The 13,099-nt window shown below is 65.0% G+C and carries 13 protein-coding genes; 3 read left to right on the plus strand and 10 right to left on the minus strand.

Going from position 1 to position 13,099, the window contains the following annotated elements:
* The first annotated feature begins 101 nt into the window (after nt 1-101).
* On the plus strand, nt 102-1,343 hold the full coding sequence (locus tag MRS60_RS23175; RefSeq protein ID WP_243566771.1) for an MFS transporter: 1,242 nt from the start codon (nt 102-104) through the stop codon (nt 1,341-1,343).
* Between the two features lie 114 nt (nt 1,344-1,457).
* On the opposite strand, the gene MRS60_RS23180 is transcribed toward MRS60_RS23175, so the two are convergent.
* From MRS60_RS23180 to MRS60_RS23195, 4 genes are read right to left on the minus strand one after another with little or no spacing between them, the layout of a single operon-like run.
* Nucleotides 1,458-2,297 (minus strand): HpcH/HpaI aldolase/citrate lyase family protein, encoded by an 840-nt coding sequence (locus MRS60_RS23180; protein WP_243566772.1) that lies wholly within the window; start codon nt 2,295-2,297, stop codon nt 1,458-1,460.
* Nucleotides 2,298-2,320: 23 nt separating this feature from the next.
* A complete protein-coding gene (locus MRS60_RS23185) occupies nt 2,321-3,652 on the minus strand; it encodes an MFS transporter (RefSeq protein ID WP_051983681.1) in 1,332 nt (443 codons plus the stop codon).
* 51 nt (nt 3,653-3,703) lie between these two features.
* On the minus strand, nt 3,704-4,543 hold the full coding sequence (locus MRS60_RS23190) for an FAS1-like dehydratase domain-containing protein (RefSeq protein ID WP_034180663.1): 840 nt from the start codon (nt 4,541-4,543) through the stop codon (nt 3,704-3,706).
* The gene (locus tag MRS60_RS23195; RefSeq protein WP_034180664.1) at nt 4,540-5,712 is read right to left on the minus strand and encodes a CaiB/BaiF CoA transferase family protein; all 1,173 of its coding nucleotides are present in this window, start codon (nt 5,710-5,712) and stop codon (nt 4,540-4,542) included. Before MRS60_RS23195 ends, MRS60_RS23190 begins: the two co-directional genes overlap by 4 nt.
* Nucleotides 5,713-5,897: 185 nt before the next feature.
* Between MRS60_RS23195 and MRS60_RS23200 the strand changes: the two genes are divergently transcribed.
* Nucleotides 5,898-6,812 (plus strand): LysR family transcriptional regulator, encoded by a 915-nt coding sequence (locus MRS60_RS23200; protein WP_034180665.1) that lies wholly within the window; start codon nt 5,898-5,900, stop codon nt 6,810-6,812.
* A 61-nt stretch (nt 6,813-6,873) separates the two neighbouring features.
* On the opposite strand, the gene MRS60_RS23205 is transcribed toward MRS60_RS23200, so the two are convergent.
* The 5 genes from MRS60_RS23205 to MRS60_RS23225 form a co-directional block, all read right to left on the minus strand.
* Nucleotides 6,874-7,680: an alpha/beta fold hydrolase gene (locus MRS60_RS23205; protein WP_243566773.1), complete on the minus strand. Its 807-nt coding sequence runs from the start codon at nt 7,678-7,680 to the stop codon at nt 6,874-6,876.
* A gap of 91 nt (nt 7,681-7,771) precedes the next feature.
* Entirely contained in the window at nt 7,772-8,989 is a 1,218-nt protein-coding gene (locus MRS60_RS23210) for a pyridoxal phosphate-dependent aminotransferase (RefSeq protein WP_243566774.1), read from the minus strand.
* Nucleotides 8,986-9,630, minus strand: coding sequence for an RraA family protein (locus MRS60_RS23215; RefSeq protein WP_034180668.1), 645 nt, complete (start codon nt 9,628-9,630; stop codon nt 8,986-8,988). Before MRS60_RS23215 ends, MRS60_RS23210 begins: the two co-directional genes overlap by 4 nt.
* Nucleotides 9,630-10,310 carry an RraA family protein gene (locus tag MRS60_RS23220; protein WP_034180669.1) on the minus strand — a complete coding sequence of 227 codons (681 nt, stop codon included), beginning with the start codon at nt 10,308-10,310 and terminating at the stop codon, nt 9,630-9,632. The genes MRS60_RS23215 and MRS60_RS23220 overlap by 1 nt, the downstream gene beginning before the upstream one ends.
* Before the next feature lie 29 nt (nt 10,311-10,339).
* Entirely contained in the window at nt 10,340-10,999 is a 660-nt protein-coding gene (locus MRS60_RS23225; RefSeq protein WP_034180670.1) for an RraA family protein, read from the minus strand.
* Nucleotides 11,000-11,197: 198 nt separating this feature from the next.
* Between MRS60_RS23225 and MRS60_RS23230 the strand changes: the two genes are divergently transcribed.
* Nucleotides 11,198-12,106, plus strand: coding sequence for a LysR substrate-binding domain-containing protein (locus MRS60_RS23230; RefSeq protein ID WP_034180671.1), 909 nt, complete (start codon nt 11,198-11,200; stop codon nt 12,104-12,106).
* Nucleotides 12,107-12,192: 86 nt separating this feature from the next.
* Here MRS60_RS23230 and MRS60_RS23235 read toward each other — a convergent pair whose 3' ends face one another.
* On the minus strand, nt 12,193-13,077 hold the full coding sequence (locus tag MRS60_RS23235) for a LysR family transcriptional regulator (protein ID WP_243566775.1): 885 nt from the start codon (nt 13,075-13,077) through the stop codon (nt 12,193-12,195).
* Nucleotides 13,078-13,099 lie beyond the last annotated feature (22 nt).

Below are 13,099 nucleotides of genomic sequence, written 5' to 3' on the forward strand. Positions count from 1 at the left end.
AGCCAGTGGTTAAACATATCGCTACGGTTTCTTTCATATATTGGACATATACATGACGGTGCGCAAGAATTCAGGCATTCCAACGCACATCGAGTGCACCCATGTCCTCCCCCTCGATTTCCCGATCCATGCCCGGAACGCAGAACGCCGCGCCCGATGCGCTACCTGCCGGCGTTTCCCCGCGCTCGGCCGCGTACAAGCGCATCGCGCTGGCGCTCTTCCTCGCCGGCTTTTCCACCTTCTCGCTGCTGTACTGCGTCCAGCCGCTGCTTCCCGCGTTCGCACGGGAGTTCGGGCTGGGCGCGGCATCGAGTTCGCTGTCGTTGTCGCTGTCGACCGGGATGCTGGCGGTCTCGATTTTGTGCGCCGGCGCACTGTCCGAACGCGTCGGACGACGCGGGCTGATGTTCGCGTCGATGACGTTGGCCGCACTGTTCAATGTGCTCGCCGCGCTGTCGCCCAACTGGAACCTGCTGCTGGTCTGGCGTGCGCTCGAAGGTTTCGCGCTGGGCGGCGTCCCGGCGGTCGCGATGGCCTATCTCGCCGAAGAAATCGCGTCCGACGGGCTCGGTTTCTCGATGGGGCTCTATGTCGGCGGCACCGCGTTCGGCGGCATGGTCGGCCGGATCGGCATGAGCGCACTGGAAGAGCACTTCTCGTGGCGGACGGCGATGCTGACGATCGGCGTCGTCGATCTCGTCGCGGCAGTTGCCTTCGTGATGCTGCTGCCGCAATCGCGACGCTTCGTGAAGCGCACCGATCTGACGCTGCGCCACCATTTGCGGCTGTGGAACGCGCAACTGCGTCACGCGCGGCTGCCGTTCGTGTTCGCGATCGGCTTCCTGGTGATGGGCGCGTTCGTGACGATCTACAACTACGCAGGGTTCCGGCTCACCGCGGCCCCTTTCAACCTGAGCTCGACCCAGTGCGGCCTGATCTTCGGCGCCTACCTGTTCGGGATGGTGTCGTCATCGAGCGCCGGCGCGCTCGCCGACCGTGTCGGGCGCGCACCGGTGCTTGTCAGCGGCATTCTCGTATTCGCGGCGGGCCTCGCGCTGACGCTGTCGCACTCGCTCGTCGCGATCGTCGTCGGCATCGTGCTCGTCACGATCGGCTTCTTCGTCGCCCATGCGGTCGCGAGCGGCTGGGTCGGCCAGCTCGCGGGATCCGCGAAGGGGCACGCCGCATCGCTGTACCTGCTTGCGTACTATCTCGGGTCGAGCGTGCTCGGTTCGGTCGGCGGGTCGTTCTGGCAACACGGCGCGTGGGCGAGCGTCGCCGCGTATGTCGCGGTGCTGCTCGCTCTCGGGTTGCTGGCTGCACGGCGATTGGCACGCGCGTAAAGGACGTTGCGGGCGCGGCGGGCACTGCAATGTGCGGGCAGTTGTCGGACCCGCGTCGAACAGGTGCCGGAGCCGGGTTCGACGAACGGGCGCGTCCGGCACGGCAAGCATCGTTCATTCCGGACACGACTGCTGGCGGTACGACCCGAGCGCCAGCAGTCGCTGTGCGCGCAGCACGACAGGACGGTCGATCATCTTCCCGTCGATGGTGATGACCGCGCCGTTTTCGCGCGACACAGCGTCCATGACCCGGGCAGCCCAGTCGAGTTCGTGATCGCCGGGCCCGTAACAGGCATGCACGGCCGCGATCTGCTTCGGATGAATGCAAAGCTTCGCGCCGAAGCCGTGCTGCTTCCCGTTTCGCGTGTCGGCGCTCAGTCGATCCGTATCGTGGATATCCGCTGTCACGCCGTCGACCGGCGATTCGATTTCCGCCACACGCGACACCAATGCGAGTTGCGTGCGGTACGGATTCAGCGCTGCGCCGGGGTCATCGGTACCCATATCGGCAATGAAATCCAGCGTGCCGAACATCAATCGCGCGACACACGGCGCCTTCGCGATTTCCAGCGCCGACCACATTCCGCGAGCGGTTTCGATCAACGGGAAAATCGGGATCCGGCGCCGGGCCCTTCTCACGACCTCGACAATGTCATCCGGCCCCTCGGCCTTCGGCACGACTATCCCGGCGATGCCGTCCAGCGCGCCGATCATCGCGTCGTGCTCGAACCATGGCGTTCCTCGCCCGTTGACACGCACCAGGACCGGGCGACTGCGCGACGCCCACGCGGCGACGTTCTCTCGCGCGACGTCCTTCGCAGCGGGTTCGACCGCGTCCTCGAGATCGACGATGACCGCGTCGGCACCGCTCGACAGGGCGCCCGGAAACCGTTCCGACCTATTTCCCGGGACAAACAGATAAGACTGAGGAGTCCATACCGATGAGGATGACATTTCCGATTCCTGTATCCGGATACTTATTTCAATGACGAACCGCCAACGCTGCCTTGCGCGTTGCTCCGCCCCAGATAGAGTGCCGCCACGGCGCTCACGAACGACATGAAGGCCAGGTAGCCTGCGACCGCGTAGACCGTGTGGAACGTCTCGTAGAGCCAGAGAGAGATCATCGGCGCGGGGCCTCCCGCGATGATCGAAGCGCCTTGATAGCCCAGCGAGGCTCCGCTATAGCGGATATGTGCAGGGAACGACTCCGCGATGAACGACGCCTGGGATCCGTACATCGAAGCGTGAACCACCATGATGATGACCGTCCCCGCGACCACCGCTGCGGGAAGCCGCGTATTGAGCATCGCAAAGTACGGGAACGCGAAAAGCATCATGCAGATCGCGCCCGCCGTATAGGTTCTGGCCCGGCCGATGCGATCGGCGATGTAGCCGAAGAACGGCAACGCGAAGCAGGCGACGACTGCCGCGATCAGCACTGCATTGAGAATGAATTCTTTCCCGAGTGCAAGGTTCTTCGACCCGTACAACACCGCGAACGTCGTCAGCATGTAGAAGGCGGTCTGCTCGCTCGGCCGAATCAGCGCCGACAACAGGATCGCGCGCCACTCCGTCCGGATCGCCTCCCCGAGCGGTCCCTTCGATCGATCCGCTTGCTTGTTCGCCTCGATGAAATCCGGCGTCTCCGGCACGCCAAACCGGATCAGCAGGCCGACGAGCAGCAGTACACCGCTCGCGAGGAACGGAATCCGCCAGCCATAGTCGAGCAGCGCATCGCCGGACCAATGGCTGCATGCGCTCCACACGATCACCGAGACCACCAGACCGAGCGGCACGCCGATATTGGGCAGGGATGCCATGAAGCCGCGCCGCTTGCCGGTATGCGACTCCATCGACAGCAGCACCGCGCCGCCCCACTCGCCGCCGACGCCGATACCCTGCAGAAAGCGTAGCGCCACGAGCAACCAGGCCGCGAGCGGACCGAGCGTCTCCGCTGTCGGCAACAAACCCACGGCGAGTGTCGCGATGCCCATCAGGCTCAGGGTGGCGACGAGCGTGGACTTCCGCCCTACTCGATCGCCCATGTGACCGAACAGCGCCCCGCCGAGCGGACGCGAAACGAATCCGACGAAGATCGTTGCAAACGACGCCATCAAGCCGTCGGCACTGCCGTGCGCGAAAAACAGCTTCGGGAACACGAGCGCCGCGGCGGTACCGTAGATGAAGAAGTCGTACCATTCGATCGTCGTGCCGATGACGCTCGCGAGCGCGGCCCTGCGCTCGATGCGGCGAGCTGCGCCGACGTCGCCCGACGGCGATGTATACGGGATGGATTGCTGTTGCATCGTCTGTCTCCTGATTTTTTTTGAATCGAATCGCGTCGTAAGCCGGGCGACTCAGAAAGTGGCTTCGGCGCGCATCGACACGCTGCCGTCCGGTAACGCAACCCACAGCACGAGCCGATCGCCGTCGTTCGCGGCGTTGAGGGTCAGCGCGTTGCCGAGAATCGACGGCTTCAGGCCGCGATAGCCGAATGCTTTAACGGGTCTGCCGCTCACCTCCTCCGCGAACGCCGCAAGCCATGTCGCATTCAGCGGGCCATGAATCACGAGGTTCGGATAGCCTTCGACTTCGCGGCAATAATCGGCGTCGTAATGAATGCGGTGTCCGTTGAACGTCAGCGCCGAATAGCGAAACAGCATCGTGGAATCCGGCTCGATCCGGCGGCTGCGCTGCGCGACCGGCATCTCGACATTGGCCGCCGCGGAACCGGCGCCCGTCGCGCCCTTGTAGACGATGTCGTGATACTCGGTGAGCACCCGGTTACCTTCGTGCAGCAACTCGTGCAGCACCTTCACGAACACGAGCTCGCCGCTGCGTCCCTGCTTGTGGTCGACCGACACCACCGTGGACCGCTTTTCGACGCGGGCATCGAGCGGCGCGGGGGCATGGAATTCGAGTTGCCCTCCCGCCCACATGCGATTAGGCAACGTCACCGGCGGCAGGAAGCCGCCGCGTGCCGGATGTCCGTCACGGCCCAGCGCGATCGGCGGCTCGCCACTAAGGAAGTACAACCAGTGCCACAGCGGGGGCAACGCCGCACCTTCGACGAGATCGGACTGAGGCCACCCAAGCGTCGCCGCCATCAAGCGTGCGTGGCGAGACGACAGAATGTCGTGATCGGTTCGGGATTTGCCCACCCACTCGCGCAGATGTCCAATGTCGACCGTGCTCATGCGACCACCCCCAGGCGTGCCATGGAAAATTCGGCCCGCAGCAGCTCGCTGTGCTCGCCGAGCCCGGGCGCGGACGCGAAATGCCCGGCATCCCACGGCGCCTGCACCGCGGGGGCGATCATCTGCAATGCGCCGCCGCCGACTGCCATTGGCCAGGTCCGCAGCGCCGGATGCCGCGCCATCTGTGCAACCGATCGCACCTGACCGTAGGCCGTGTTCGAATCCGCGAGACGCGCCAGCGCTTCGTCGACGTCGATCGTCGCAAACGCGTCCGCGATGATCCGGTCGAGCGCTTCGCGATGGCGGACGCGTTCCGTGTTCGATGCGAAGCGCGGGTCGGTGCCGAGCTCCGGCCGCCGCATGAAACGCACGCAGAATTGCTGCCACTCGCGCTCGTTCTGGATGCTGATCACGATATCGTTCGCATCGCGCGTGGTGAATGCGCCGTACGGCGCGATCGACGGGTGCTTGAGACCCAGGCGCTTCGGCGCGCCCTTCCCGTAAACCTCGTGCAGATAGGGAATCGACATCCAGTCCGCGGCACCGTCGAACAACGACACCGACACCCCCGATCCGCGCCCGGTCCGCTCGCGCAGCGCCAGCGCCGACAGGACGGCGATGGTCGCGTTCATGCCCGCGCCGATGTCGCAGATCGATACGCCGATGCGCCCGCAAGCGTCCGGCGCGCCGCTGATGCCGGCAAGGCCGCTTTCGCATTGGACGAGCAGGTCGTACGCTTTCAGATTGCTCGCTTCGTTATCGGTGCCGTAGCCGCTGATATCGCACGTAATCAGACGCGGGTAACGCTCGCGCAGGGAATCGCTGCCGAAGCCGGCCCGGGCCAGCGCACCCGGCGCGAGATTCTGGACGAACACGTCGGCGCCGGCGAGCATGCGATGCAGCAGTTCGGCATCCTCCGTATTCTTGAAGTCCAGCACGATGGACTCCTTGCCGCGGTTGGTCCACACGAAATACGACGCCTGCCCGTTGGCCGCATCGTCGTAGCCGCGTGCGAAGTCGCCCTCCGCGCGCTCGACCTTGATCACGCGTGCGCCCATTTCGGCGAGCCGGCCCGTGCACAGCGGTGCGGCCAGTGCCTGCTCGATCGCGACGACGACGAGCCCCTCGAGCGGCCGGCTCGCCGATGCATCGTTCCTGATCCCGTTCATTCGTGTCTCCTCCTTGCCAGTTTGCAAGGTCGAGTATCGATGAACGGGCGGAACGGATACAGCGAGCTTTTACGAACGATCCGTTCGAATTTGACGAAACCTCTGGCTTCATCCGTCAGCACAACGCCCTTTATTTCGTCGATGCTATGCTTTTTCCACGTGTATTTTCGAATTCTTCGAATGGTATGACATACGACCTGACTGACCTGAAGGTGTTTCTGGCGATCGCGGAGGAAGAAAACGTGTCGCGTGGCGCAGAGCGATGCCATCTGGCCGCATCGTCCGCCAGCTTGCGGATGAAGAACCTCGAAGAAACGCTCGGCGTCACGCTGCTGACTCGCCAGGCAAGAGGCGTCACGCTGACGCCGGCAGGTCGCGTGTTTCGCGAGCACGCGGGACGATGTCTGGCCCAGCTCGAACAGATGCATGCCGATTTGCGGCCTTTCTCGCTCGGCATGTCGGGACACGTAACGGTTTTCGCGAACAACAACGCAATCAGCACCCATCTGCCAGGCGACCTCGCGCGCTTCTTCGCGGCCTATCCGAATGTCCGGATCACGCTGGAAGAGCGCACGAGTCACGACATCGTGGCCGCGGTCGTTGCCGGTCGCGCGGAAGTCGGCGTGGTCGCACTCGAGACCGAGCATCCAGCGCTGGCGTTCCTACCCTATCGGAAAGACCAGCTCGTCCTGCTCACGCCGATCAAACATCCGCTCGCGGCGCAGCCGTCGGTCGGCTTTCGTCAATGCCTTGGTCATCCGTTCATCAGTCTGCAATCGGGCGCGGCACTGCATACGTTCCTGATGAATCACGCCGCGGCGCTCGGCGGACGCCTGGACGTTCGCGTCCAGGTTTCCGGGTATCGCGCGATCTCCCGACTGGTCGCATCCGGCGCCGGCATCGGCATCGTGCCGCGAACGGCCATCGAACCGGGCGATCATGAACAGTTCGCCATCGTCGAACTCGAAGAACCCTGGTCGCAACGGGACCTGCGGGTCTGCGTACCGCGCAATCCGGGCGACAAGAATATCTACCGCGACAAACTCGTCGAGATCCTCTGCGACACGCGACACGACTCGATCGTCGCGCCGGCCCCATAGCGGACTGCATGCGGTCCGAACGCTCGCGCTTACTGTCCGCCGCCCGCCTCGACGCACCGCGTCAACCGCCGGGCGCATGGAATTCGGCGATGGCTTTCCACATCAATACCGGGTTCGAATACATCGGGAAATGCCCGCAATCCGGAATTTCGGACAGCACGACACCCTGCGCCTCGATAGCGCTCAAGTACGAAAGCGACGCGTTCTGCTCGCCGTACATGAACATCCGCGGAAACGGCAGCCCGAGGAATTTGCGCATCAGGTCGCCGTGGTCGGACAGATCGACCATCGAACGGAAGATCCCGCCGACGGCGTCGGCCCGCACCTTGTGACGCAGGCTGGCCGAATACAGCGCGCTCGCATAGGCCGGCGCGCGACGGGTTCGCTCGATGAAATCGTCGAGGAAGCGGTCTGCGCTATCGCGCGGATGGTCGGCGATCTGGCGGCTCAGGAAACAATCCTCGGGGGCAATGTTCCCTTCGATGTCGACGAAGCTCAGCACGCGCTCCGGATACCGGTGCGCGAGCATCAGCGCCGTCAGCCCGCCCATCGAATGACCGACCAGATGGAATCGCTCGAAGCCCATCCGGTCGATCACGTTCAACGCCGTTTCGACGAGAAACGGGATCGAGATCTTCGACAGGTCCGCGCATCGCGTTTCCCCGCAACCCGGCGCGTCATAAGCGACGAAGGGCCGATCGTCGAATGTGCGGTGGCGCACGATATCCGCGTAGTCTTCCTTCGTCGAACCGAAGCCGTGGAGGAACACGATCGGCGTCTTGTGGCCGCCGCGATAAATGGCCGAAACGTCCAGTGCGGTGTTGTCGACGGCGAACGAAAACCGCGACGGGGAAAATTCGTCAGTCATCCAGTCGATTCCCGAGTAGAGGTGGCATAGCGCGCGCCTCGGCGCGACATGCGCCGACCGAGGCGGGACTGCCGGAACCGGACAACGACGTTCAGCCCGCCAGCGTCCGGCAGAAGTCCTGGACCGCCGTGCACGCGCGTTGCAACGACGGGTCGTCCAGCGCATAAGCGATCCGGATGTACGGACCCAGTCCGAAAGCACTGCCGTGCACGGTGGCGACGCCTGCTTCGTCGAGCAATGCGTTCACCACGTCTTCGTCGCTTTCGAGTCGCACGCCCGCACGTGTCGTCTTGCCGATCAGCGCTGCGCACGACGCGAACGCATAGAACGCGCCCTGCGGGACGTCGCACCGCAATCCCGGCGCCTGGTTGAGCTGTTCGACGACGAGATCGCGACGGCGCTGGAATGCAGCGCGGGAGTGCACGATGAAATCCTGCGGCCCGGTCAGCGCGGCCAATGCGGCGTGCTGCGAAATCGTCGACGCACCGGACGTCTGCTGCCCCTGAAGCTTCTCCATCGCATCGATCAGCCAGCGCGGCCCGGTACCGAAACCGATGCGCCAGCCCGTCATCGCATAGGCCTTGGACACGCCGTTCATCGTCAGCACGCGTTCGCGCAGGCGCGGCTCGACCTGCGCGATCGTGAAAAATTCGATGCCGTCGAAAATCAAGTGCTCATAGATATCGTCGGACAGCACCAGCACATGCGGATGCGCGAGCAGAACGTCGGCAAGCGCCTGCAGTTCCGCGCGGCTGTATACCGCACCCGTCGGATTGGACGGCGAGTTCAGGATCAGCCAGCGCGTGCGCGGCGTGATCGCCGCTTGCAGCGCGTCCGGCGTGAGCTTGAAGCCGCTTTCCGCACCGCAGGCGACAGCAACGGATCGGCCGCCGCAAAGCTGCACGATCTCCGGATAGCTGACCCAGTACGGCGCCGGAACGATGACTTCGTCGCCTTCGTTCAGGGTCGCGGCCAGCGCATTGAAGATCACCTGCTTGCCGCCGCTGCAGACGAGCGTGTCGCGCCAGTCCACGTCGAGCCCGTTCTCGCGACGGAACTTGTCGGCAATCGCTTCACGCAACGCGCGCAGCCCAGCCACCTGCGTATAGCGCGTGTGGCCGGCACGGATCGCCGTGATGCCGGCCTCGCGCACGTGCTCGGGCGTATCGAAGTCCGGCTCGCCGGCGCTCAGCGAGATCACCGCGGCACCGCTGGCACGCCGTGCGGCCACGCGGTCCATCACCTTGTAGGTGGCCGACGGGCGTGCCGCGGCCAGGAAGCGGTTCAGCGTGTCGATCGGTGCGTTCATCGCGCGGCCCGCCAGTTCGTCAGGCCCATCAGGTCCAGCGTGCTGCGGCCTGCGCGCAACGCGTCCATCATCCGCGCTTCCTTGTCGGCGCGCGCCTGCCCTTGGGTCAGCGTCCGTTCGACATGGGCCATCGGGATCACGAGGACGCCGTCATCGTCCGCGACGACCAGATCGCCGGCCGCCACCGGCGTGCCGGCAAAGCTGAGCGGCTGCCCGACCGAAGGCGCGCTCGCCTTGATCGTGCCGCGCATCGATATGCCGCGCGTGAATACCGGAAAGCGCCGCACAACCAGCGCCGCGATGTCGCGCACGCCGCCGTCGATCACCAGCCCCGCGACGCCGGCCGCCTCGGCCGCCACCGTCAATACTTCGCCCCAATAGCCCGACACGAAGCCGCCGGTCGATACGACGAGCACGCTGCCGCGCGGCACCTGCTCCATCGCGATGTGGATCGACAGGTTGTCGCCCGGCGAACATTCGAGCGGATAGGCCGGCCCGGCGACCGACGCGCCCGACCATACCGTGCGAATGGCGGGATCGACCGAACTGGTCGTGAGACCCGACGCCTCGTAAAGCGTCGAGGTCCCGAGCGCGCGAGCCTGGTCGAGCAGGTCCGCGCCATAGGTGTTGATCGTGGACATCAGGCTTTCCTTTGCAGCGTGTGGTAGCCGAGCGCGGCGCGCGCTTCGCCGAGCGTCTTGCCGAGTGCGAGCTGTTCGCGAATACGCGATTCGGTTCCTTCGATCTGCCGAGCGACTTCGGCCACTTCGCGCGCACGGCCGCGCGGCACGATGACGACGCCGTTGGCATCCGCGACGACGATGTCGCGCGCCGCCACGCGCACGGTGCCGATCCCGACGGTGGCGTTCACCGCTTCGACCTGCACGCGATCCTTGCCGGTACGCATGAAACGCCCGGCCGTGAACAACGGGTAGTTGTCGCGCAGCGCCTTGTTCACGTCGCGGCACACGCCGTCGATCACGGTGCCCGCGATGCCGCGCAGCCCCGCGTACTGGGTCATGATGTCGCCCCATACGGTGCAGTCGGTGCGACCGTCGTTATCGATCACGACGACATCGCCTTCCGCAACGTCGTCGATGAAATCGCCGACGGTACCGGGCGGCACGCCGGCCGGCACGTACCTGACCGTGAACGCGGGGCCGACGACGACGTGCGGATAATCGGTCAGCGGCATGACACCCAGTGCCTGCCCGTGCAGAACCAGCTTGTCCATCGCGTCCGACACACCGGGCGTATCGAGGCCCGCGAACAGCGCGACCAGTTCCCGGTCTTCCGCTCGAGCCTTGCGCGGATTCGTCATATCCAGTACTCCAGGTAAATGATCGGCGCTCAGCGCGCCGCAATCGCTTCGAATTCCTTGTCGTGCATCACTTCCGCGACCGGGCGGCCGGCGCGCACGGCGGCCACCATGCCGTCCTGCCGCTTCGCGATACGCTCGCCGAGATCAAGTACGTCCTCGATGCGCATCGCCGGCACAAAGACCGTTCCGCAGCGGTCGGCGATCACGTAATCGTCCTGATGCACGGTCACGCCGGCCATCTGTACCGGCGTGCCGGAATCGACCTGTACCACACGGTTGCGCGCGCTGATCATCGTGATGCCGCGTCCGTAAACCGGGTAGCCGATCGATTCGCTGCCTTCGATGTCGCGGCTCGATCCGTCGATCACCGAGCCGCGGATCCGCCTGGCGGTCGCCGCGTTGGCCAGGATGTCGCCCCAGCAGGAAATGCCGTCCGCGCCGCCGGCGATCACGAGCACGCGGTCGTCCGTGACAACCGCGTCGACGACCGGCGAAATGAGATGCACGGTCGGCCCGGCACCCGCCTTCGGACCGAGCTGAATGGTGCTGGCCCGCCCGACGATCTTCGGGCAGGCCCACAGCGGGCGCAAACCGACCGTCGCACCGGGCAGGCCCAGAAAGTCGAGCGCATCCGACACGGTGTTCGTGTCGAGCGCGGCAAGGCGGTCGAGTAAGGAAGGCTGGTTCATCACGCTGATCCCCGTTGACAAGTGGGGCCATCGTCGCCTCGGCAGCGTGGTATGTAAATTTCGTATTTCGTATCTGCCTGATACGATTTCAGGAATACGGAAAGCGCGCCGTCGCCGGCTGGCAGCGGCGACAATGCGTCGTCACGGAGGCTGCTCCGGTGACGGCATCGGCATCATTCCACCCTGGACGCACCCGCCATGAGCAATACGATCGACTACCGGCTGATCCGGCAGCTCTGGATGTTTCTCGCCGTCGCCGAGGAGCAGCATTTCGGACGGGCGGCGAAGCGGCTGAACATGTCGCAACCGCCGCTGACCGAACAGATCAAGGTGCTGGAACAATCGCTGAAGATGCAGTTGTTCTATCGCTCGCGACAGGGCACGCAGCTCAGCCCCGCGGGTGCCGCGATCCTGCCGGCCGTCAGGCAATTCGCGGGGCAGGCCGAGCGGCTGCAACGCGTGGTGCGCGAGGTCGCGGCCGGTCAGTCGGGCGTGCTGCACGTGGGCGCGATCACGTCCGCGATGCTCGATACGGTTCCGCCGCTGCTGGATGCGCTCAAGCACGCGCACCCGGATTTGACCGTGTTCGTCAACGAGATCGACAGTGTCGACGCGATTCCCGCACTGGAGGCCGGCGAGCTCGATCTCGCGTTCGTGCGCGTCGACGGCGAAGTGGCAAACGGCATCGCGACGCTGCCGCTCGCGGAGGATCGCCTCGCCGTGGCGCTACCGAAGGAACATCCTCTTGCGGCGATGCCCAGGGTACGGCTCCGATCGCTGATGGGCGAACAACTGATCATGTCGGCGCGGCAAGTCAGCCCCGTCTACTTCGACATGCTGATGTCGGTCTGCCGCACGCATGGCCTGACGCCGCGCGTCGTGCATGAAGTTCGATCGGTGACTTCGCAAATTGCGTACGTCGGTTGTGGTCAGGGCGTGGCGCTCGTGCCTGCTGCAATGCGCAAGCTGGCGCCGGAGAACGTGGTCGTTCGCCCGCTGAAGGAAAAGGTCATGGTCGTGACGGCAGCAGCCGTATGGAACACCCAACGCCATCATCCGATGGTTGATGAAGTGCTCGCGATGCTGAAAAAGCCCGTGCGCGCGTGAATCAGGTTTCGACTGGCGACGGCACCCACCGACCGGCAGAACGATCTGCATCCGGTTTGCGCGTTCGCGTCGATATCCCCCACCCGTCACAGCAACGGCAACACCGCGCGGATATGCTCGGCAAACGCCGTCGTCAGATGCGACGGCCGTTTCCGGTCGAACCTCAGCGTAATGCCCACGGCCGGCAACGGCGGCAATCGCGGATCGCCGTTGACGATCGCCAGGTCGGCCGGCACGGCCGTCTGCGTCATCACCGCGAACGCCTGCCCCGAGCGCACCAGCGCGATCAGCCCCGCGAGACTGCTGCTCGCATACGCGACGCGGTAATCGCGGCCGGCGCGATGCAACGCTTCGCAAGCCGCGATGTGATCGAGCGTATCGCGATCGGAAAGCGCGAGCGGCAGCGGATCGAAATGCGCGGGTTCGAGCCCCGGGTAGCCGATCCAGACCAGTTGCTCGCGGCGAATGATGTCGTCGTTCTCCCCATCCTCCGGCAGCGAAATCATCGCGAGATCGACCGCGCGTTTCTCGAGCTGTTCGAGCAGCCGCGGCGTCGGCCCGCACACGATTTCGACGATCGCCTGCGGATGCTGGCTCGAAAACTGTCGCAGCAGCGACGGTAGAAACACCTCCGCGTAATCGTCCGGGCACCCGAACCGGATCGTCCCCGACAGCCCAGTACCGCACAGGTCGGCCATTGCCTCGTCGTGCAGCCGCAGGATGCGCTGCGCATGCACGAGCAGCCGCTCGCCCGGGTGGGTCAGCACCACGCCGCGGCCGGTGCGCTGGAACAGCGGCTGGTCGACGATATCCTCGAGCCGCTTCATCTGCTGGCTGAGCGCGGACTGCGTGCGCCCGACGCGCGCCGCCGCGCGGCTGAGCGCTCGCACCTCGGCGATCACGACGAACGAACGCAGCAGGTCGATTTCGAGCGAGAGTCCCAAGGTATTAGCTCCTTTTCTACCTTGCATAAGAACTATTCGTTTCCATCAA

This window comes from Burkholderia pyrrocinia (assembly GCF_022809715.1).
Taxonomy (GTDB): domain Bacteria; phylum Pseudomonadota; class Gammaproteobacteria; order Burkholderiales; family Burkholderiaceae; genus Burkholderia; species Burkholderia pyrrocinia_C.

Excerpts from the sequence above, each read along its gene's own strand:
- MRS60_RS23185 (WP_051983681.1), bottom strand. The coding sequence starts at position 3,652 with ATGCAACAGCAATCCATCCCGTATACATCGCCGTCGGGCGACGTCGGC.
- MRS60_RS23205 (WP_243566773.1), bottom strand. The coding sequence starts at position 7,680 with ATGACTGACGAATTTTCCCCGTCGCGGTTTTCGTTCGCCGTCGACAAC.
- MRS60_RS23190 (WP_034180663.1), bottom strand. The coding sequence starts at position 4,543 with ATGAGCACGGTCGACATTGGACATCTGCGCGAGTGGGTGGGCAAATCC.
- MRS60_RS23235 (WP_243566775.1), bottom strand. The coding sequence starts at position 13,077 with ATGCAAGGTAGAAAAGGAGCTAATACCTTGGGACTCTCGCTCGAAATC.
- MRS60_RS23180 (WP_243566772.1), bottom strand. The coding sequence starts at position 2,297 with ATGTCATCCTCATCGGTATGGACTCCTCAGTCTTATCTGTTTGTCCCG.
- MRS60_RS23215 (WP_034180668.1), bottom strand. The coding sequence starts at position 9,630 with ATGTCCACGATCAACACCTATGGCGCGGACCTGCTCGACCAGGCTCGC.
- MRS60_RS23220 (WP_034180669.1), bottom strand. The coding sequence starts at position 10,310 with ATGACGAATCCGCGCAAGGCTCGAGCGGAAGACCGGGAACTGGTCGCG.
- MRS60_RS23230 (WP_034180671.1), top strand. The coding sequence starts at position 11,198 with ATGAGCAATACGATCGACTACCGGCTGATCCGGCAGCTCTGGATGTTT.
- MRS60_RS23210 (WP_243566774.1), bottom strand. The coding sequence starts at position 8,989 with ATGAACGCACCGATCGACACGCTGAACCGCTTCCTGGCCGCGGCACGC.
- MRS60_RS23225 (WP_034180670.1), bottom strand. The coding sequence starts at position 10,999 with ATGAACCAGCCTTCCTTACTCGACCGCCTTGCCGCGCTCGACACGAAC.
- MRS60_RS23200 (WP_034180665.1), top strand. The coding sequence starts at position 5,898 with ATGACATACGACCTGACTGACCTGAAGGTGTTTCTGGCGATCGCGGAG.
- MRS60_RS23195 (WP_034180664.1), bottom strand. The coding sequence starts at position 5,712 with ATGAACGGGATCAGGAACGATGCATCGGCGAGCCGGCCGCTCGAGGGG.
- MRS60_RS23175 (WP_243566771.1), top strand. The coding sequence starts at position 102 with ATGTCCTCCCCCTCGATTTCCCGATCCATGCCCGGAACGCAGAACGCC.